This is a genomic window from Paraburkholderia sp. BR14320 (assembly GCF_040948665.1).
GTDB lineage: Bacteria > Pseudomonadota > Gammaproteobacteria > Burkholderiales > Burkholderiaceae > Paraburkholderia > Paraburkholderia youngii.
This window is the reverse complement of sequence record NZ_JBFPKG010000011.1, coordinates 110,866-129,956: the sequence shown is the minus strand read 5'-3', so window position 1 is coordinate 129,956 and position 19,091 is coordinate 110,866. Positions and strand designations below refer to the sequence as shown.

Below are 19,091 nucleotides of genomic sequence, written 5' to 3'. Positions count from 1 at the left end.
ATGTCACCCGCGTTCCACTACCGATTTCCCTTCTGGAGACCCGCATCATGACCACCACTTCCGCCACCCGCCGCGCCGCGTTCCGCGCCAAGGTCAATCAGCGTCAGGGCCTCCTCGTGCCCGGCGCGTTCAACGCGATGAGCGCGCGCGTGATCGAGGACGCCGGCTTCGAGGCGGTCTACATCACCGGCGCGGGCGTCACCAACATGTCGCTCGGTCTGCCCGATCTCGGCTTCATCGGCCTTGCCGAAGTCGCCGAGCACACCGCGCGCATCCGCGACGCGGTCGCGCTGCCGCTGATCGTCGATGCCGACACCGGCTTCGGCAACGCGCTGAACGTGCGCCAGACCGTGCGCGTGCTCGAGCGCAGCGGCGCCGACGTGATCCAGTTCGAAGACCAGGTGATGCCGAAGAAATGCGGCCACTTCTCGGGTAAGGAAGTCGTCGCGACGAGCGAGATGGTTGGCAAGATCCGCGCGGCCGTCGACGCGCGCGAGGACGCGAACCTGCAGATCATGGCGCGCACCGATGCGGCCGCGGTCCACGGCATCGAGGACGCGATCGAACGCGGTCATCGCTTCATCGAGGCGGGCGCCGACATCCTGTTCATCGAGGCAACCGAATCGCTCGCCGACATCGAGCGTCTGCCGGGGTTATTCGACGTGCCGCAGCTGATCAACATCGTGATCGGCGGCAAGACGCCGGTGCAGTCGCGCGACGCGCTCGCGAAGCTCGGCTACGGCATCGTGCTGTACGCGAACGCGGCGCTGCAGGGTGCGGTGCTCGGCATGCAGCGCGCGCTCGGCACGCTGCAAAGCAATGGCCGCCTCGACGAGGACGCGACGATCGTCGCGCCGTTCAGCGAGCGCCAGCGGCTCGTCAACAAGCCGCTGTATGACCGGCTGGACAAGGAGTACTCGGCGAAGGACTGACGCAACGGCGGCGGCGCGGTGGCGCGCTGCACGCCTGCGTGAAAGGGGACCCTTTCTTGCGTTAGGATTCAGGGCTGGAAAGCGTGGCTGAAAATCAGCCAAGCTGATGTTCCCGCCAGCCCGAAGCATAAAAACGCACACGAAAGGTCATCTCAAGCACCATGAAGTCACACGCTTCGCGCGCCGCGCGCCGGCCCGTCAATGGTCTTTGCGCGCGCCTCGGCGCGCCGCGGGAGCTCGCGCGATGAGCAGCAGCGGCACCCGCACCGCGCACGTCGGCTGGCTGCCTTACATCGTCGCGGCCACCTTCTTCATGGAGTACCTCGACACCACGGTGATCGCCACCGCGCTGCCGCAGATGGCGCGTTCGTTCGGCGTCGGCCCGAACAGCCTGAGCCTCGGCATGACCGCCTACATGCTCGCGCTCGCGATCTTCATCCCCGCGAGCGGCTGGGTCGCCGACCGCTGCGGCGCGCGCACCGTGTTCGTCAGCGCGATCGGCGTGTTCACGGTCGCGTCGGTGTTGTGCGGGCTGTCGCAGAACGTGCCCGAGTTCACGGCCGCGCGGCTGCTGCAAGGCATCGGCGGCGCGATGATGGTGCCGGTCGGCCGTCTGATCGTGGTCCGCAGCACCGAGAAAGCCCGCATGATGCAGGCGATCTCGACGATCACCTGGCCGGCCATCGCGGCGCCGGTGGTCGGCCCGCCGATCGGCGGCTTCATCACGACCTACGCGTCGTGGCGCTGGATCTTCCTGCTGAACGTGCCATTCGGCCTCGCAGCGATCGCCGTCGCGCTCGCCATCGTGCCGAATCTGCGCGGCACCGAACGCAAGCCGCTCGACGTCGTCGGCCTGCTGCTGAGCGGCGTCGCGCTGACCGCGATCCTGTACGGCGCGGAGCTCGCGAGCCAGCCGGCCACCAATGCGTGGCTCGCGATCGCGGTCGTGGCGGGCGGTCTGCTGGTCGGCGCGATCGCGTTCCTGCACGCGAAGCGTCATCCGCATCCGCTCGTCGACGTGTCGACGCTGAAGGTGCCGACGTTCTCGGTGACGGTCATCACCGGTTCGTTCACGCGCATCGGCATCGGCGCGGTGCCCTATCTGATGCCGCTGCTGTTCCAGGTCGGCTTCGGGCTGTCGGCGTTCCGCTCGGGTCTGCTGCTGCTCGCGAGCGCGGTCGGCAACCTCGGCATGAAGGCGCTGACCACGCGCATCCTGCAGCGCTACGGCTTCCGGACGGTGGCGATCGTCGACGTCGTCGTGGCGGGCATTTTCATCACCTTGTGCGGACTGCTGACGCCGGACGTACCGCTGGTGTTGGTGCTGATCGTGGTGTTCGTGTACGGCGTCACGCGCTCGATGCAGTTCTCGACGCTGGCGACGCTCGCCTACGCCGATATCCAGCAGACGCAGATGAGTGCGGCGAGCACGCTATGGAGCGCGGCCATGCAAATGACGATCGGTCTGGGCATCGCGTTCGGTGCGGTGTCGCTGCGCGTCGCGGCGCTGTTCAACGGCGAGACGACCGGCCACGTGTTCACGCTCGACGATTTCCGCCTCGCGTTCCTGTTCGCCGGCGTGCTGACGCTGCTGTCGGTGCTCGGTTATATGGGGCTCGCGCGCAATGCCGGCCAGAGCATTGGCGGGGGTTCGCGCGGTGGCGAGACTACCGCGAAGGGCTAAGGGCACACGCTGCCGCTACGCGAAACAGGAGACACCCCATGCAAGCCAGCGAACTGAAGATATCCAGCCGCATCGCCGATCTCGACCTCGACATGGTCTACGCGTTCCTGTCGCAGGAAACGCCGTGGGCCAAGGGCATGCCGCGCGCGACCTTCGAGCGGGCCGTCGCCGGTTCGCTGTGCTTCGGCGGATTTGTCGACGGCGAGCAGATCGCGTTCGCACGTCTGATCACCGACGAGGCGACCTTCGCTTACCTGTGCGACGTGTTCGTGCTGCCGGCGCATCGCGGCCACGGCTATGCGTCGGCGTTGATGAAACATATCTTTGCGAGCCCGTCGCTCGCCAGTCTGCGCAGAGTCGTGCTGGTCACGACCGACGCGCATCACGTCTATGCGCCGCATGGGTTCACGTCGCTCGCGAACCCCGAGCGGTATATGGAGCTGCATCGGCCGGATGTTTATAAAGCGGCCGAATAGGCGCCGCGTCAGCATACGCGCGCTCGCGCATCCACTTCGTCATGATCCATTTGTCGCCGGCCAGCACCGGCGCGCCGCCGTGCAGCGTCGACGGGTCGAGCTGGCGCTCACCATTCATGTAGCGGAAATACACCGCGCCGCCCGCCCGCGCCGCGACCGACAGGCCTGCTGAGGGGAACACCGTCTCTCCGCCGTCGGCGACGTCGTTCAGATAGATAATCAGTGTCGCGACGCGTTGGCCGCCCTGCGCGGTGTGCACCGCGCTGCCGGGCTGATCGGGCGCGAAGAAGTCGAAATGCGGGCTGTACTCGCCGCTCGTGCCGTAATGAAGCACCTGCAGGCCTTCGCCGTTTTCGATGGGCCAGTTCGTCAGGCTCGCGATGCGTCGTTCGATTCGCGCGATCAACCGGTCCTCGCCGCGCCGATACCAGACGCCTTCGCTGGTCCGGCTGCGGATCACGTCTTCGTGGCCGGAGAGTGGATTGACCGTCGTCGAGCGTTTCAACCGATGCCGCGAGCGTTCGATCAGATCCGCGCATTCCACGGCCGACAGCACGTCGGCGAACACGACCAGCTGCGGGCGCTCGCAGCGGAGTAACACGCGTACCTCGCGGTCAGCGGCGCGGATCAGGTTGCCGCGTGCAACCGGCGCAGCGTCGTAGCGATAAGGATTGGTGGCGGGATCGGCGACTGTGGCGGGCGCCGCGGGGCGGCACGCGCGCCGGTCGAACGCATGGTGGACCGCGACGCGGGCCTCGCCGTCGGCAAAGCCGGCTTGCACCATCGCGTCGATCATCGAGCCCGGCGTGCAGCCGCGCGCGACATTGCTGCTCAGCCATTCTTGCCAGGCGGCATCGACGACTCGCATAGCGTTTCCTGTGCGGCGGCCCGGCAAGGAGTGCGGGCGCGCGCGTGCTTCGATCATAGCAAGCGCGATGCGCGCGCCGCACGCACGCGGCTAGCCGCGCTCGCGATTCAACTGCCCGCGATAGTGCAGCAGCCCCCGGCGCGCCTGCTGCCTGAGCATCCGCTGCACGAACGGCGACCAGCCGAGCAGCGTGCCGCGCATGCCCATCGCCTGGCGCATCCACAGCCACAGATCGAAGCGGTCGCGATGCTCGACGATGAGCCCGTCGCGGAACACGAAACGCGCTTCGATCCGGTTGACGACGTCGCGCCCGGTTTGGACGAAACGGTAGCGCGCCACCCACTGCGCGCGGCCGGTACGGTCGTCGGCCTCGATGTCGCTGAAGGTCAGCGTGAAGTCCTGCGCGTGCTTGACGAGCATGCGCCACATGTCGCGCACTTCGTCGCCGACCAGTTCGCCGAAGGCGGGGTCGCTGAAGACGGCGTCGTCGGCATAACAGGCGACCATGGTCTCGGCGTCGCGTTGCTGGAAGGCGGTGTAGAAGCGTTCGATCAGCTCGGTGTTCGGATGGCTCATTGATGTCGTGTGGTGTATTGCGGGAGCGCATCACGTGTCATGCGCGCGCAGAGGCGCGCCGCGCTCCGAAAAGACAGCCCGCGCGCGGTAGGCGGCGGACCTGGCGCACACGATATAGGAAAACGGCGCGAATGGGGGACCGGCGCGAGCCGACGACGGCTTTCCCCTTCCGATACCGCCGCCTGGAAACGCGCCACCTCCGCCCGCCCGGCGAGCCCCCACACCACCGCCGCCACCGACGCCGCGACGAGCGCCGCCACTCCCAGCGCCGCCGCAAAACCCGCGGCGAAGAACCCACACGTAGCGCGCGCCGCCGGCCGCGAGCGCGGTCAGCAGATTGCCGAGCGCGATCAGCAGTATCCGTGGGTGGCCGGCCCGGCTCCGATGCCGCGCTCAAGGGTCGCGCACGACGGCGGTGTCGAGGATCGCAAGGGGCTGCTGGTCGCCGCGCTACCGGGCGCGGATATCGTCGTGTTTCCAGTCGATTGCATCGATCACGGTTCGATGAATACGCTGAAGCGGATCTGCGAGCGTCGCGAGTTTCGTCGAGTTGATCGCGCGGCTGCATCCCGAGCACGTCGCGCAGCTTCGCCATCCGCCGCCTTCGGTGTTCTGTTTGCGGCACGGCTGAGCGCACCGATAGCGCCGACGCGATCGTGGGCCTTCACGAGCGGATCAGTTTCGCCAGTTCGGCGATCTGCTTCGCGCAGCTTCGCCGCGCCTCTTCCTCGACGTCACGATACAGCCGGATGATGGTTTCGCCGACCGGCGTCAGCGTGCAGCCGCCGCCGCTCTGACCGCCCTGCTCCGATTGCGTGGCCGGCGACTTCGGCGAGCGATTCAGCTTGTCGATCAACAGCCACGCGCGCCGATACGACATATCGAGACTCCGCGCCGCCGCCGAGATCGATCCATAGTCGCGCACCGCCTCGAGCAGATCGACCTTGCCTGGCCCGAGTGCAACCGCATCGCCGCTACGGATGCGCATCCTGAAGCGCACTTCGGGACGCGCCCTGGTGGACTTCGTCGCCGGAGCGGCTCTGCTTTTAGCGGGTTTTGCGGTGTCGGCCGTGCGCGCAAGCATACAGGAACGGTTTCGCGCCGCCCCCTCAGTGGCGCGCTTCAAGGCTGCCTTGGAAAGCAGTACCCGTAGTCCTCGCAGCCCGGGCAACCCGGCGCGGGTCCCGGCTCCAGACCCAACGGGATCGCGCATTGCGATGCGAGGAATTTCTTCCAGCGCAGGTCATCGATGTTGCGCTCGACCAGCGTCGGCAAGTAGCGCGTGAGCATCCACGTCACGTCATCGCGGCCTGCGAGACCAAGGTCGCGCCATAGATGATGCGGACGCAAACACGCATGGGCGATGCAGTCGTTCATCAACGGATCGTCAGGCATGGCTGATCAAACTTCGTCCGCATACGCGCGGCCTCGAATCTCGGCCAACGACGTATCGACCAGCAAGCGGCCCGTATCGAACACCGTCTCGAGCACTTCGTCCCACTCGCCCGCCACCGTGCGCTCGTCCCACACGATCGGCAACGTGACCGTCCGGTACTCGCCGCTGGCGCGATGGCGCAGCAAAGTGAGCCGGCCTTTCTTCGAGCGCTTGGCGTGATCGGTGACCGGGTCCTTCGACACATCGTGCCACGTGTCGCCGAGCCGGATCGCGGAGCACTTCATCGCGAAGCGCTGCGTATCGCGGTTGATCTTCTGCAACAGCGCGCCGCCCATGCCGAACACGATGTTGTCGGCGGCGAAGCCGGCCTCGTCCATCGCGGCGAGAATCGCGGGGATCGAATCGGGGTTCACCTCGTCACCCTGGATCACGCGTACGTGGTCGAGCACGCGCCGCCCTTTGCTGTTCGTCTGCGAGCCGAACGACGCCTCCAGCGAGCGCAGCGTGTACAGCACGATCGTGCACGGATCGCCGGAGTCCGGGCGAATCACCAGCGTGCCGCCGGAATCGACCACGGCCTGCTTCAGCTCGCCGCCCCATGCGTTCAGCGCGGCGAACAGGTCGTAAGAGTCGGACACCACCGAAACGATCGCGCCCGGCTTGCCGAAGCGGTCGATCATGTTGCGATACGCGTCGACTTCGCGCTCGCGGCCCCACGCCGTGATCGTGCTGTGCTCGGCCGCGGGCACCGAGAACGCGGCCATGCTGTCGTGGTAGTAGTGATTCGCCGCAACCACCCCGAGCACCGTATCCGAGCCCATGAAGCTGACGAGGTGCGCCGCGCCGCCGATCGCCGCCGACTCCCCGCTCGACACGCCGCGCGCACCGAAATCGTGCAGCTTGAACGGCAGCTGCGAAAGATCGTCGCTGCTTTTCAGCAGAGCTGCGCGGATCGTCTGGCGCAGATGCCAGCTTTGCGTCGCGACCGTGATCGGATACCACACGCGCATCAGCATCGTCTCCAGATACGACCCGAGCCAGAATACGTGGGGATCGTCGCATTCGACGGTGACCAGCACGTTGTGCGTCGGCACGACCGAGCCTTCGGGCACCGCGCGAATCCGCACCGGCAGATGGCCGCCGTATTGCTGCACGACGTAGCGCCAGCCCGCTTCGTTGAACGGCTCGCCGTGCACGCTGAAGAACGCGCGCGCCTGGTCGATCATCGCGCCGGTGACGGGCCGGCACAGGTATTCCTTCAGCAGCATCTGCAAGCCGAAAAACAGCGTGCGCTCGTAACGTCCGCCGCGCGATTCGATATACGAGAACATTGCCGTCGCATCGGGCGGATATTGCAGAAAGTGCGATGCCTTGTACGAATCCGTATTCAGAATCGGATTGGACAGGATCGACGCGAGGTCGCTGAAACCCTGCGCGTTTTGCATGGACGGTGCTGCGCTCACGTGATTTTCTCGCTGGAATGACCGGACGGCGCGAGCCTGCTCGCGGCTTTCGAAACTCTGACGCCGCCGCTCTACCTGTTCAAAAAGGCCGGGGGAGGACCCTGTATCTCACCTTACTACGGTATGCGCGATAGCGCTCGTCGTCGGACTAGATGCCCGGCTTCAATTGCGGCGGCAGATTCGGCCACGTCGCGAGCAGCCGGCCGAGCATGCTTTTGCGGCGCTCGGCACCGGCCGGCCACAGCATGTTCGCGAGCAGGACGATGCCTTGAGCAAGCCCGCTGTCGCGCGCGCACGCGACGAGCGGCACACCGAGGCTCAGCGCGTCGTCGACGTGCTGATCGTCGCGCGGCAGTTGATGCGCGACCCTCGCGCCGAGCGTGCGTTCGAGCATCGGCAGATTGATCTGCGCGTCCTTGTCGTATTGATTGACGACGACTCGCACCTTGCTGGCCGGATGCCCCAGTTCGCGAAAGATATCGAGCATGCGGCGCGCGCCATGCAGGTACAGCGGGTTCTGCCGCACCACCATGCAGATCGCGTCGCTATGCGCGAGCGCGCGGATCGTCAACGGATTCAGGCTCGGGCCGACGTCGATCAGCACCGCGTCGTAGCGCGGGCGCACCAGCGTCAGAATCCGCTCGAGTTGGCCGGGCAGCAGTTCGGCGGCCTTCAGCGGATCGCCGGCGCCGGCGAGCAGGTCGAGGTTCGGGCGCACGTGCATCGCGCACGCGTCGAACAGCGCCGCGTCGAGTTGCTCATTGCGCGAGCACAGGTCGGCGAGCGTCATCGGCGGCGGGCGATTTGCCATCAGCAGGCTCGCGTCGGCGAATTGCTGGCTCAGGTCGATCAGCAGCACGCGCCGCTCACGCTGCGCGGCGAGCGCGCACGCGAGGTTGACCGCGATCAGCGTGGTGCCGCTGCCGCCCTTGCTCGACGCCAGCGTGACCACGCGCGCGCGACGCCGCTGAGGCGCGCGACGCCGCGCTTCGATCTGCGCGAGCGCATCGGCGACGGCCTGCGCGTCGAGCGGCCACGACAGCACCTGCCGCACGCCGATGCGCAGCGCCGCGCCGATCAGCGCGCTGGACGGCGCCGGCGTCACCAGCATGCAATGGAGCGTCGGCGCGCAGGCAAGCGCTTCCTCGACGCCGCCAAGTCCGCGGACGTTCAGATGGGCGTCGTCGACGATCAGCAGGTCGGCTGTGCGGAGCATGCGCGCGTGGATCGGCAGTTGCCGGGCCGAACCGTACGCGGTGTGCAGCCGATAACGCACGCCGCTCTGTTCGAGCCGCGCGACGATGCGCTGCGCGTTTTCAATGCTCGCGGCAATCAGGAAGATGTCGATCATGGCAGCTCTGCGGCGCTTGGCGCGTCATGCGCGGTTTTTATTCAAGTCGTCTGTTCACGATTGACGACGCAGGCTTCGGCGCGAACTCCTTACCGCGGCGCTCCTCCGTGAAAACCATGAGCCGGCAAACGGGGTTATCGAATTCCCGTACGGCCGTCGCGAGCCGGTATCGAGCAGCAGGCGTCAAACCTCGTTTTCATCGTCGTCGCGCCGACGCGCCGCGCTGCGTTCAGCGCGCACCGGCCTCTCGTACAGCGCGTCGCGCAGCGCGCCACGGCGGATCTCCGCCTGCGCGCGGCGCTCGAGCGCCTCGGCGACGACGAGCGTCAGCAGATCGACGGACGCCCCCGCCGCCTGCGCGAAAAAGCGCGCGCGCGACGCCGCGACGTACCGCCGGTAAGTGCGCCCCGTTCCCTCCGAAGCGGCCGGCCTGCGAATCAGTTGTGGTTTCATGACAGCCCCCGATGTCGATCGGATTTGCGCCAGGTGACGCCGCTTCGTTGCAGCGCCCCGGCCGTCGGGCCAGGTCGCCGTGCCCGTGCCAACTCACGGACACGGCCCCTGGTTCACCTCGTACATTCGTCTCTCTGTGGAGACGATGGCCTCTCTCCCCGCTTCATCGCGCCGGCCGGTCCTGATCCGGCGCTGCCCCTTCCCTTTGCGGCGCGTCGCTCGCGAACGTTGCCAGCGCGTTGCCTGTCGTTATCGCCATCCTTTTCGCGTCGTCAGGACAAAAAGTCGAAAAGGAAAAACGGCGAAGTCGATGCCCTTTTTGTGGTCCGGTTTTGAATGGCCGTCACACCGGTCCGCCACTCAACCGTTTTTCTCACGTATTTAATAAGGCCCCGCCGCGCTCCCGCAGACACTTGATGGCTTCCCCGACCATGCCTGCGAGTGAGCTTTTTACCGCCGGTCTTTTTTAATCCGGTTTTCCCCGTACCGTCGACCTGGCTGCAAACATTTTTCTGTGCAGACCTTATTGCAACGCTTATGCCAACCCGCTTAACAATCGGTAAGGCGCCCGTCAAAGCTTCACGCTGCGGGGAAATCGGTTTGCTTTCGACGCGCCGCGAGCCCGCCCGATTTTTTTTGCGCAGCGCGCATTGATTCGTTTCTGACACGCCAATTCGCCGCGCGCTGGCCGCAAAGCGCGCCCCCCGCTGTGTCTCGCCAGCCTGCAGGGTGGCCGCGGGGCCGGCCACACGTGGCTTCGCCGTCCCGCAAGGCCGGAGAAGCGTCCTGCCGGGCACGGCAAAGCGCAGTCGACTCGTGCTGTCCAATCTGTCGCAACTGTGAAACACGACTGCTTACGCCTCGTCAGTTATAGCCACTCCTTAATACCACGGCAATTGCTATGCAATGTGCGATTCCTCGCATATCCGGCCTTGACCGTTTATTCATTAGTGATCCGTGTTAATCGGAAAACCAACACGCATTGCTTATCCATGTTTCTTTATCTGGCGCTTTCAGGCGCTTTCGCTTATCGTTAGGCCATGCGCCAATCAGAGCGCTTGTATCAGGTCAACGAGGCAAGCCACGGTTCAAGTGGTTTTCACGATTCGGGGATAAAGTCGCCGGGCAGTTTCAGCAATGAACGACAAGGTCGCCGCCATTGCATGAATCGGTCCGCCATGCAGCGCGTTCCGGTTCGCGCCGCGCTTGCAGTGTCCCTTGTTCGTGATCGCTGCTGCCGTGAATGCGTCGCAGCCGGAGTGCAGTAACTGGCCGCCTGAATCTCACAACGCCGCACAGCAGTCCTGAGGATCGAACGGGGGGAATCATGACTACGACTTGCACGCCGGCCGAGATGGAACGCACGGTTCTGTACGTGGCGAACGCGCCCGACCAGAAACTCGTCGAGTTTCTGGCCGCGTCGGGATGGCAAGCCGTGCACGCAAAAAGCACGGCTGTGGCCGAACGCATGATCGAACGCGGCAACATCAAGGTCGGTCTGGTTCAGCTGCCCGAAGATTGCACGTCCCAGCAGCTATCCGCGTTCGCGCTGTGCATGCGCCGCGTCGAGACCAACTGGGTCGCGCAGATCGTGCCGGGCCAGGCCGACAACGAACTGGTCAGCCGTTTCATCCTCGATTACTGCTTCGACTTCGTCACGCAGCCGTGGCTCAACGAGCGGCTCGTGTTCGCGCTCGGCCATGCGCATGGGCTGTCGAACCTGCGTCAGCCGCGCGTCGCGCCCGAGCCGTCGGTCGGCCGTCACGGCATGGTCGGTCAATGCGAGCCGATGCAGCAGCTCTACCGGCGCATCGACAAGTGCGGCGTGACCGACGCACCCGTGTTCATCGCAGGCGAATCCGGCACCGGCAAGGAGCTGACCGCTCGCGCTATTCATGATCGCTCGCCGCGCGCGGGCCGCACGTTCGTCGCGATCAATTGCGCGGCGATTCCGCCGAGCCTGTTGCAGGCCGAACTGTTCGGCCACGAGCGCGGCGCATTTACCGGCGCGCTGCAACGCAAGATCGGCCGCATCGAGAGCGCGCATGAAGGCACGCTGTTTCTCGACGAAATCGGCGACATGCCGCACGAATGCCAGGCGGTGCTGCTGCGCTTCCTGCAGGAAGGCACGATCGAGCGGCTTGGCGGCAACGGTCCGATCAGCGTCGACGTGCGCGTGATCTCGGCCACCCACGTCGACCTCGAGCGCGCCGTCGAAGATGGCCGTTTCCGCTCCGACCTCTATCACCGGCTGTGTGTGCTGCGCCTCATCGAACCGCCGCTGCGCGAGCGCGGCGGCGACATCAAGCTGCTCGCCAATTACGCGCTCAGCATGTACAAGCAGGACGGTGCGCGCAAGCTGCGCGGGCTGTCGAGCGACGCGATCGTCGCCATGTCGAACTATCCTTGGCCCGGCAACGTGCGCGAGCTGATCAACTGCGTGCGCCGCGCGGTCGTGATGAGCGACGGCCGCTTCATCACGGCGAGCGACCTCGGCCTGCCCGAGGCCGACAACGGCCCCGCGGTCACGCTCGCGGAAATCCGCAGCAAGGCCGAAAAGGATGCGATCGAGAACGCGCTGCTGCGACACGGCTACAAGCTGTCCGATGCGGCCGCCGAACTCGGCATTTCGCGCGCGACGCTGTACCGGCTGATGCACGCGAACCGGCTGCATCAGGAGCCAGCCGGGCGCGGCGCGAGCAGCGGTCCCGATGCCGGCGACGAAACCGAGCGCCAGTCCTCGTCGGTGGCATGTGCGCGGATTTAAGCGTTTTTTGTAGTGAACGCTTAGCAGCGCATGCTGACGGCGATTGATCAATGAAAACTCACAAGCGCTCTGCTTACAGCTAGCGCAATCATCCAGCGCGTCCTCGCGCCACCGCCAGCATTGCCACCCGGCAAGCGGCCCCTCGCCCCTTGCGCCGCCCCGCCCACGGGGCCTTCCGGGCAGGCTTTCTGCTGACTTCGCCAAGCCTGCCGGCCATCATCGGCTATGCTATCGGCTCAACGCCCCATCCGGCGAGCGCCGCCCTCGCGGCCCTTTCGCCCGTCCGGCGGGCCTCCGCCGTAGGAACTTCGGCGCCCGAGCCCGTGTCCGTCCGGGGTCGCCCCGCTGAAACCGCCCTACGTTCCGGCACAATCGTCCGCCCTGGCTTCATCCCGCTCTACACCCCATGCAAAAATTTCTCCGTATCTGTTTTTTCATTTTTCTGGTCGCCGGCGCGGCGCCCGTGTTTGCCGCCGCGCCTGAGCCCGCCCATCCCACGTCCGCTTCCGCCGCCGTCACGCTGACACCTCAGCAGGCCCGCGACGCGCTCTCCGTCCTGAACGACCCCAAGCGCCGCGCGCAGGTCGCCGATACGCTGCAGGCGATCGCCGCGGCTGGCGCATTGAGCGCGCCGCCCGCTTCCGCGCCGGCAGCGGCGTCGGCACCGGCCGCCGCCAGCGGCGCAGCGTCGCTCGTGCCAGCCGCGTTCAAAAGCAATGGCCTCGCGTCGCAGATCGCGCGTCAGGGCGCGCATTACGCGAGCTATCTCGCGACCTCGCTGCGCGGCTCGGTCGCCGCGCTGCTCGATGTCGCGTCGGTGCGCGCGTGGTGGAACTGGCAGTTCGCCAACCCGCACGCGCGCGTGGTGCTGTTCAAGGTGCTGTCGTCGCTGCTCGCCGCGCTGATTCCCGCACTGTTGCTCGAATGGCTGACGCGCCGGCTGCTGCGGCGCATCTACCGGGCGATCGCCGCGCGCCGCGAAGCCGCGCAGCAGGATGACAACGACAGCGCGCCGCCGTCCACGCGTGCCGCCGGCGCCGCGCCGGCCGGTCATACGCCGACGAACACGCCGCCGCTGCCCGCGATGTCGTCGGTGCCGCCGGTGCTCGAGGCAGAGGCGCAAGCGGTCGCCACGGGCCCCGCCGCGCCGTACGCGACGCCATCCGAGAAAGGCCGCGCGATCGAAGCCGAAGGCAAGCGCAACGCGACGCACCACTGGACGCTGCTGCAACGTCTGCCGCGCGCGTTGCTCATTACGCTGGTTCGCCTGATCCCGCTGGTGGTATTCGTCGCCGCCGCAAGCGCGGTGATTTCGATCATCACCGACAACGGCACGCCGCAGGACCGCGCGCTCGATTCGCTGATCGACGTCTATGTGGTGTGCCGCTGCGTCGTGATCGTCGGCGCGTTCTTTCTGCAGCCGAGCGCGCCGCGTCTGCGGCTGCTGCGCATGGGCGATGCGTGGGCCGCGTTCATCCTCGGCTGGATCGTGCGGATCGTCAGCGTGGTGGGCGCCGGCGTCGCGCTAGCCGAAGTCGCGCAGGCGCTCGGCATGAACGACGCCGCGCATCTCGCGCTGCTGAAAGTGGTCGCGCTGGTCGGTCACGTGATGATCTCGATCCTCGTGCTGCGCTGTGCAAAGCCGGTCGCCAGCCGGATCCGCGATCGCTTCACCGCGCACGAGTCGTTGCAGATGTTGGGCAACGCGCTCGCGGACGCGTGGGCCTGGGTTGCCGTGGTCATCGTGATGGGCCTGTGGTTCGTGTGGGCCTTCGACGTACGGAACGGCTATCACGCGCTCGTGAATATCGGCGGCATGACGCTCGCGATACTGATCGGCGCGCGGCTCGTGTCGATCGTGATCTTCGGTGCGCTCGCGCGCATCTTCCACGTGCAGGACGAAGCGTCGCGCTCGCTCGTGCATCAGCACGCGTACCGTTACTATCCGGCGCTGCGGCGCGTGATCAGTTGGGTCATCGGCGTCGTCACCGCATTCGTGCTCTTGCAGGCGTGGGGCGTCGACGTCGTCGATCTGTTCCGCAGCGGCACGATCGGCCACCGCCTCGCCTCGGCGCTCGCGACGATTGCCGTGGCCGCGATCATCGCGCTGGTGGTGTGGGAGGTGGTCAACGTGTCGGCCGAACGCCGCCTCGACAACTGGACGAGCAGCGGCGATCTGGTGCGCGCCGCGCGCCTGCGCACGCTGATGCCGATGCTGCGTAGCGCGCTGTTCTGCGTGATCGCGCTCGTCGTCGTGCTGACGGGGCTGAGCGAACTCGGTGTAAACATCGGGCCGCTGCTCGCGGGCGCGAGCATCTTCGGCGTCGCGCTCGGCTTCGGCTCGCAGAAGCTGGTGCAGGATTTCATCACCGGCATCTTCCTGCTGATGGAAAACGCGATGCAGGTCGGCGACTGGGTCACGCTTGCGGGCGTGTCGGGCACCGTCGAATATCTGTCGATTCGCACCGTGCGCCTGCGCGGCAGCGACGGCTCGCTGTTTACGGTGCCGTTCAGTTCGGTGTCGACCGTGAACAACACGAATCGCGGCATCGGCAACGCGGCGGTGCGCGTGAATATCGTGTTCGGCCAGGACGTCGAGCGCGCGATCGACACGCTGAAGGAAATCGGCGCATCGCTGCGCGCGGATGACAAGTTCAAGGACGGCATCCTCGCGGACTTCTCGTTCTGGGGTGTCGATGCGGTCGACGGTTCGGCGATCACGCTGGCCGGCCAGATGCAATGCCGCGATACGTCGCGCTGGGGCGTGCAACGCGAGTTCAACCGGCGCATCCTCGAACGCTTCAGCGAGCTCGGCATCGAGATCGCGAATCCGCAGCGTCATCTGCTCACGTGGGACCCGGCGAGCAAGGCCAAGGTCGATGCGGGCGTGCCGCGCATCCACCACGTTGGACAGCCTGATGGCGGCGACCACACTCCGCACAAGGGCGACGCGCCGCTCGACGATCAGATCCCAGTCGATCCGAGCCCGGCCGGTGGACCCGGTACACCCGCCAATCCGGGCTCGACCTCGCCGCACGCATGACGTGACGCGTCGCGCCTCGAGCGCGTAACGGTTCGCTAGCGCGGCGCAGCGCTAGCGAACCTGCCACCAGCGCGGCAGCAGGCGCCGCACTTCCGGCCTGCGAAAGCGGTCGTCGATCAGATGCACGACGCCGCGATCCTGTTCGGTGCGGATCACGCGCCCCGCCGCCTGCACGACTTTCTGCAATCCCGGGTACAGGTACGTGTAGTCGTAGCCATTGCCGAAGCGCGCATCGAGCGCGCGGCGCATCTGCTCGTTGACGTCGTTGACCTGCGGCAGACCGAGCGTCGCGACGAACGCGCCGATCAGTTGCTGTCCGGTCAGATCGACACCTTCCGAAAACGCGCCGCCGAGCACCGCGAAGCCGATTCCCTGATTCATCGTCCTGAAGCGCGCGAGAAACGCATCGCGCGCGGCTTCGTCCATGCCGGGCTCCTGCGTCCACACCGGCAAACCGGGATGCCGCTCGCGCAGCAGCGCGACTACGCGTTGCAGATAATCGAAACTGCTCAGGAACCCGAGATAGTTGCCGGGCTGCGTGTCGTACTGCTTCGCGATCAGCTCGACGATCGGCGCGAGCGAGCGCTCGCGGTCACGCCAGCGCGTCGATACATGAGCGGCCACGTGCACCTGCAACTGCTCCGCGCGAAACGGACCTTCGACGTCGAGCCATTGCGTGTCGTCGGCGAGCCCAAGCGTGTCCCGATAGAAATGCTGCGGATTCAGCGTGCCGGAGAACAGCACCGTGGTACGTGCGGCCGCATAGCGCGGCGCGAGAAACGGCGCGGGAATCACGTTGCGCACGCATAGCGTCGCACTGGTTTTGTCGCGCGGCGCGTAACGGTCGGCGCTCAATGTCACGTCGAACATCGAGTGCTCGCCGAACTGCTCGGCGAGCGCGACGAAGTGCATCGCATCGAAGAAAAAGCGCAGCGCGTGTTCGTCGATCGACAACGGCGCGTCGGCGAGCTGATCGGTCACTACGCCAATCAGATTCTGCGCGGCGGACAGCAATTTGCCGGGTATCTCCGCATACAGCTGGTAGCTCGCCGTCTGCGCGCGCTTGAGCGCATTCCACTCGCGCTGCAAGCGTTCGAGCGGCTTCTTCAGCGCTGCCGGCGCGCTGTTGCGCGCGAGCCGGAACGCGCCTTGATCGAGCGACGCGGTATACATGCGCCGCGCGCGTTCGAGCAGGTTATGCGCTTCATCGACCAGCACGCCGACGCGCCACTGGTTGATCTGCGTGAGCGCATGCAGCATCGCGCTCGCGTCGTAGTAGTAGTTGTAGTCGCCGACGATCACATCGGCCCAGCGCGCGAGCTCCTGCGCCAGATAATACGGACAGACGTCGTGCGCGAGCGCGGCCTCGCGCACCGCCGCGCGATCGAGCCGCGGCGTCGCCAGCGCGGCGGCGCGCGCCGCATCGAGACGATCGTAAAAGCCGCGCGCGAGCGGACATGACTCGCCGTTGCAGGCTTTGTCCGGATGCTCGCAGGCTTTGTCGCGCGCGACGAGTTCGAGCGTTCTGAGCGGCAGCGGCGCGCTCTGGTGCAGCGAGTCGATCGCATCGAGCGCAAGCGCACGGCCCGGCGTCTTCGCGGTCAGAAAGAACACGCGATCGAGCCGGTCTTCGCCGCAGGCTTTCAGCAACGGAAAAATCGTCGCCAGCGTTTTGCCGATGCCGGTCGGCGCCTGCGCCATCAACGGCTTGCCGTCGCGCGCCGCACGATACACGGCCACCGCGAGCTCGCGCTGCCCACGGCGAAACTGCCCATACGGAAACTGCACCTTGACGAGCGCCGCATTGCGCGCAGCACGGTGCGCGTCTTCCTGCACGGCCCAATCGAGAAATCGTTCGCACTGGTCGACGAAGAAAATTTCGAGTTCGCGCGCGCTGTGCTGCTGTGTCAGCACGGTTTCCTTCTGACTGCCGATATCGAAGTACACCAGCGCGACCGTCAGCTCGCCGAGCCCGCGCGCCCGGCACAGCAGATGCCCATAGACGAGCGCCTGCGCCCAGTGCAGCACCCGATGATTGGCGGGCATGCGCGCGAGATCGCCGCGATAGGTCTTCACTTCTTCGAGCCGGTTCGCGATTGGATCGTAGCCGTCCGCGCGGCCGCGCACGGTCAGACTGCGATGCGTGCCCGTCAGCGTGAGCTCGGTTTCGTAGCCGCTCGCGCGACGGCCGGCGACCATCTGATGACCGGCAATGCCTTCGAGCGAAGTCGGCGCGGGCGTGAAGCGCAGATCGAGATCGCCGCGCCGCGCGGTGAATTCGCACATCGCGCGGACAGCCACCACGTAGGTCATACGACGCGCTCCGCCGCGGCTCGCGTCGCGACGTCCGCTTCGCCCTGTGCCTCTTGCCCGGCCCAGCGCACGTCGACGACGCGCACCGGCATGCCGTGTTGCGCGCAGTACGCGAGCCAGCGGATCTGGTTGTCCTGCAGACGATCGCCGGGGCCTTTCACCTCGATCAATTCATAGCGACGCTCGGCCGGCCAGAACCGGATCAGGTCGGGCAAGCCGGAACGATTGCCGCGAATGTCGCGCAGCAGCCGCTCGAACCATAGCTTCAGATGCGCGGCGGGCAGACAGTCGAGCGCGAGCGCGACGAGTTCGGGCGTCAACAGTCCCCAGAATACGAACGGCGACTGCATACCGGTCTTCTGATGCAGATGCCGCAAAATCGTCTCGCGATAGACGCCGCTATCGAGCTGCGCGAAGCACGCCGCGAACTGCGTGGCGCGGCGCGCGTGAAAATCGGGCGCGTGCAGATCGGCCGGTTCGCGCTGAAACGGATGAAAGAATGCGCCGGGCAGCGCCGCGAACACCGGCTCCCAGCACAGCAGGCCGAACAGCGAGTTGATCAGCGCGTTCTCGACGTAGTGCACCGGCGCAGCGTCGCTGCTCAGATGATCGCGCACCACGTATTCGACGGGCACCGGCGTGTCAGGCTTCAGCAGCACCAGCATGCCGCGCTCTACAGGCCGTGCCGCCGTCGCGCGCGGCACGGGCACGCCGCATTTGCGCCGCAAGCGCGGCAACATCCGGGCGACACGCTGCGCCTCCTCTTCGCTCTCGGGCGCGGCATCGGCCTGCAAGGCCAGTGCGAGTGCTTCGCCGTAACGCTCGCTGCGCTCGAACACGCGCATGCGTCGATGACGCGCACCCGGCCACGCGCATGCGCCGTACACCTCGAGTGCGGTGTCCCACTGCTCGCGCCGCTCGCAATCCTGGCCGATCCGGAACAGCAGTTTCGCGCGACGCGTTTCGAGCCACGGATTCGCGGTATCGATCGAGCGGACGGTCGTGATCAGTTCTTCAAGCGTGGCGGCGCCGGTGTCGACCGGCAGCCATTCGAGCGCTTCGCGGCACGCGTGCAGCGCGAGATAGACGTCGATGTCCGCGCGTTGCTGGAACGCGCGCGACGACGGTCCGAACGCGACCTTCTCGTACTGGAACACGCCAAGATCGGCGAGCACGAACTCCGACCAGTCCTGATATAGATTGCCGAAGAACATTAGCCGCAAGCGATCGCACAACGGCGCGATAGCGACGTGCAGCACCCGGTCCGTTGTAGCGCCGTGCCACGCGGCAAGCGGACGTGATGGGCATGCTTGCGCTTCGCCGTTTTCAGTTTCATAAAACACGCGCAGCGTTTCGAGCAGATCCGGTTTGCGCAATGCCTTTGCGCCGGGAATTCGCGCGATCGCGTCCGCGAACATCTCCAGCAATTGCGCACGTGTACTGAGGGCAAACAGATCGTCGAGTGACAGAGCCGGTTCGATGTCGATCCAGCGATGCTCCGTCATCGGCATCGCCGCCTGCAACGGGCAGCCGATTTCCTCATAAACGAGGCGGCTCGCGCGAAACAGCATGCCCTTGCGCATCAGCATGCGCACCAGCAACGCACGCGAGGCCTGCGGCAATGTCGCGAAAGTGCTCAGAAAAGCGTGCTCTTCGTCGTCGAGCAGGTCGTCGTAACGCGCGGCGAGCCACGCCAGCGCGCACTCGAAATTCACCAGGTAGTAAGGGGCGTCAGAGCGGATCTCTGAGCGAGCATCGGTTGCCACGGA

General features: G+C 66.3%; 14 protein-coding genes and 2 pseudogenes. 6 read left to right on the top strand and 10 right to left on the bottom strand.

Features of this window, described 5'->3' with window-relative positions:
* Positions 1-47: 47 nt before the first annotated feature.
* The 3 genes from AB3X89_RS13830 (at position 48) to AB3X89_RS13820 (ending at position 3,092) form a co-directional block, all read left to right on the top strand.
* Positions 48-932, top strand: a complete 885-nt coding sequence (locus tag AB3X89_RS13830) for an oxaloacetate decarboxylase (protein ID WP_368583780.1) — start codon at positions 48-50, stop codon at positions 930-932.
* Between the two features lie 244 nt (positions 933-1,176).
* A complete protein-coding gene (locus AB3X89_RS13825; protein ID WP_368583779.1) occupies positions 1,177-2,616 on the top strand; it encodes an MFS transporter in 1,440 nt (479 codons plus the stop codon).
* Positions 2,617-2,654: 38 nt separating this feature from the next.
* Complete coding sequence (locus AB3X89_RS13820) at positions 2,655-3,092, top strand: GNAT family N-acetyltransferase (protein ID WP_368583778.1); 438 nt, start codon at positions 2,655-2,657, stop codon at positions 3,090-3,092.
* Here AB3X89_RS13820 and AB3X89_RS13815 read toward each other — a convergent pair.
* Both AB3X89_RS13815 and AB3X89_RS13810 read right to left on the bottom strand, forming a co-directional pair.
* Entirely contained in the window at positions 3,022-3,960 is a 939-nt protein-coding gene (locus AB3X89_RS13815) for a 2OG-Fe(II) oxygenase (protein ID WP_368583777.1), read from the bottom strand. The genes AB3X89_RS13820 and AB3X89_RS13815 overlap by 71 nt on opposite strands.
* 90 nt (positions 3,961-4,050) lie before the next feature.
* Positions 4,051-4,536: a nuclear transport factor 2 family protein gene (locus AB3X89_RS13810; protein WP_368583776.1), complete on the bottom strand. Its 486-nt coding sequence runs from the start codon at positions 4,534-4,536 to the stop codon at positions 4,051-4,053.
* A gap of 356 nt (positions 4,537-4,892) precedes the next feature.
* Between AB3X89_RS13810 and AB3X89_RS13805 the strand changes: the two are divergent.
* Positions 4,893-5,167 (top strand): annotated as a pseudogene (locus AB3X89_RS13805) (DUF2325 domain-containing protein); the annotation flags it as partial.
* A gap of 33 nt (positions 5,168-5,200) precedes the next feature.
* Here AB3X89_RS13805 and AB3X89_RS13800 read toward each other — a convergent pair.
* The 6 genes and pseudogenes from AB3X89_RS13800 to AB3X89_RS13775 form a co-directional block, all read right to left on the bottom strand.
* A complete protein-coding gene (locus AB3X89_RS13800) occupies positions 5,201-5,620 on the bottom strand; it encodes a winged helix-turn-helix domain-containing protein (RefSeq protein WP_368583775.1) in 420 nt (139 codons plus the stop codon).
* A 38-nt stretch (positions 5,621-5,658) separates the two neighbouring features.
* Positions 5,659-5,919, bottom strand: a pseudogene (locus AB3X89_RS13795) (nitrogen fixation protein NifQ); the annotation flags it as partial.
* 18 nt (positions 5,920-5,937) lie between these two features.
* On the bottom strand, positions 5,938-7,377 hold the full coding sequence (locus tag AB3X89_RS13790) for a nicotinate phosphoribosyltransferase (protein WP_368583774.1): 1,440 nt from the start codon (positions 7,375-7,377) through the stop codon (positions 5,938-5,940).
* A 166-nt stretch (positions 7,378-7,543) separates the two neighbouring features.
* Positions 7,544-8,746, bottom strand: coding sequence for a CpaE family protein (locus AB3X89_RS13785; RefSeq protein WP_368583773.1), 1,203 nt, complete (start codon positions 8,744-8,746; stop codon positions 7,544-7,546).
* Between the two features lie 183 nt (positions 8,747-8,929).
* A complete protein-coding gene (locus AB3X89_RS13780) occupies positions 8,930-9,199 on the bottom strand; it encodes a hypothetical protein (protein WP_368583772.1) in 270 nt (89 codons plus the stop codon).
* A gap of 272 nt (positions 9,200-9,471) precedes the next feature.
* On the bottom strand, positions 9,472-9,867 hold the full coding sequence (locus AB3X89_RS13775) for a hypothetical protein (RefSeq protein WP_368583771.1): 396 nt from the start codon (positions 9,865-9,867) through the stop codon (positions 9,472-9,474).
* Between the two features lie 659 nt (positions 9,868-10,526).
* On the opposite strand from AB3X89_RS13775, the gene AB3X89_RS13770 reads away from it, so the two are divergent.
* Together AB3X89_RS13770 and AB3X89_RS13765 are read left to right on the top strand one after the other, a co-directional pair.
* A complete protein-coding gene (locus tag AB3X89_RS13770; protein ID WP_368583770.1) occupies positions 10,527-11,966 on the top strand; it encodes a sigma 54-interacting transcriptional regulator in 1,440 nt (479 codons plus the stop codon).
* 406 nt (positions 11,967-12,372) lie between these two features.
* Complete coding sequence (locus tag AB3X89_RS13765; RefSeq protein WP_368583769.1) at positions 12,373-15,009, top strand: mechanosensitive ion channel domain-containing protein; 2,637 nt, start codon at positions 12,373-12,375, stop codon at positions 15,007-15,009.
* 51 nt (positions 15,010-15,060) lie between these two features.
* On the opposite strand, the gene AB3X89_RS13760 is transcribed toward AB3X89_RS13765, so the two are convergent.
* Positions 15,061-17,322, bottom strand: coding sequence for an ATP-dependent DNA helicase (locus tag AB3X89_RS13760; RefSeq protein WP_368583768.1), 2,262 nt, complete (start codon positions 17,320-17,322; stop codon positions 15,061-15,063).
* Complete coding sequence (locus AB3X89_RS13755; protein WP_368583767.1) at positions 17,319-19,088, bottom strand: VRR-NUC domain-containing protein; 1,770 nt, start codon at positions 19,086-19,088, stop codon at positions 17,319-17,321. The genes AB3X89_RS13760 and AB3X89_RS13755 overlap by 4 nt, the downstream gene beginning before the upstream one ends.
* Positions 19,089-19,091: the final 3 nt, after the last annotated feature.

Bases quoted from the DNA above. Each gene is read 5' to 3' on its own strand.
- AB3X89_RS13815 (WP_368583777.1), bottom strand. From the start codon at position 3,960: ATGCGAGTCGTCGATGCCGCCTGGCAAGAATGGCTGAGCAGCAATGTC.
- AB3X89_RS13830 (WP_368583780.1), top strand. From the start codon at position 48: ATGACCACCACTTCCGCCACCCGCCGCGCCGCGTTCCGCGCCAAGGTC.
- AB3X89_RS13760 (WP_368583768.1), bottom strand. From the start codon at position 17,322: ATGACCTACGTGGTGGCTGTCCGCGCGATGTGCGAATTCACCGCGCGG.
- AB3X89_RS13785 (WP_368583773.1), bottom strand. From the start codon at position 8,746: ATGATCGACATCTTCCTGATTGCCGCGAGCATTGAAAACGCGCAGCGC.
- AB3X89_RS13790 (WP_368583774.1), bottom strand. From the start codon at position 7,377: ATGCAAAACGCGCAGGGTTTCAGCGACCTCGCGTCGATCCTGTCCAAT.
- AB3X89_RS13800 (WP_368583775.1), bottom strand. From the start codon at position 5,620: ATGCTTGCGCGCACGGCCGACACCGCAAAACCCGCTAAAAGCAGAGCC.
- AB3X89_RS13765 (WP_368583769.1), top strand. From the start codon at position 12,373: ATGCAAAAATTTCTCCGTATCTGTTTTTTCATTTTTCTGGTCGCCGGC.
- AB3X89_RS13820 (WP_368583778.1), top strand. From the start codon at position 2,655: ATGCAAGCCAGCGAACTGAAGATATCCAGCCGCATCGCCGATCTCGAC.
- AB3X89_RS13825 (WP_368583779.1), top strand. From the start codon at position 1,177: ATGAGCAGCAGCGGCACCCGCACCGCGCACGTCGGCTGGCTGCCTTAC.
- AB3X89_RS13810 (WP_368583776.1), bottom strand. From the start codon at position 4,536: ATGAGCCATCCGAACACCGAGCTGATCGAACGCTTCTACACCGCCTTC.
- AB3X89_RS13770 (WP_368583770.1), top strand. From the start codon at position 10,527: ATGACTACGACTTGCACGCCGGCCGAGATGGAACGCACGGTTCTGTAC.
- AB3X89_RS13780 (WP_368583772.1), bottom strand. From the start codon at position 9,199: ATGAAACCACAACTGATTCGCAGGCCGGCCGCTTCGGAGGGAACGGGG.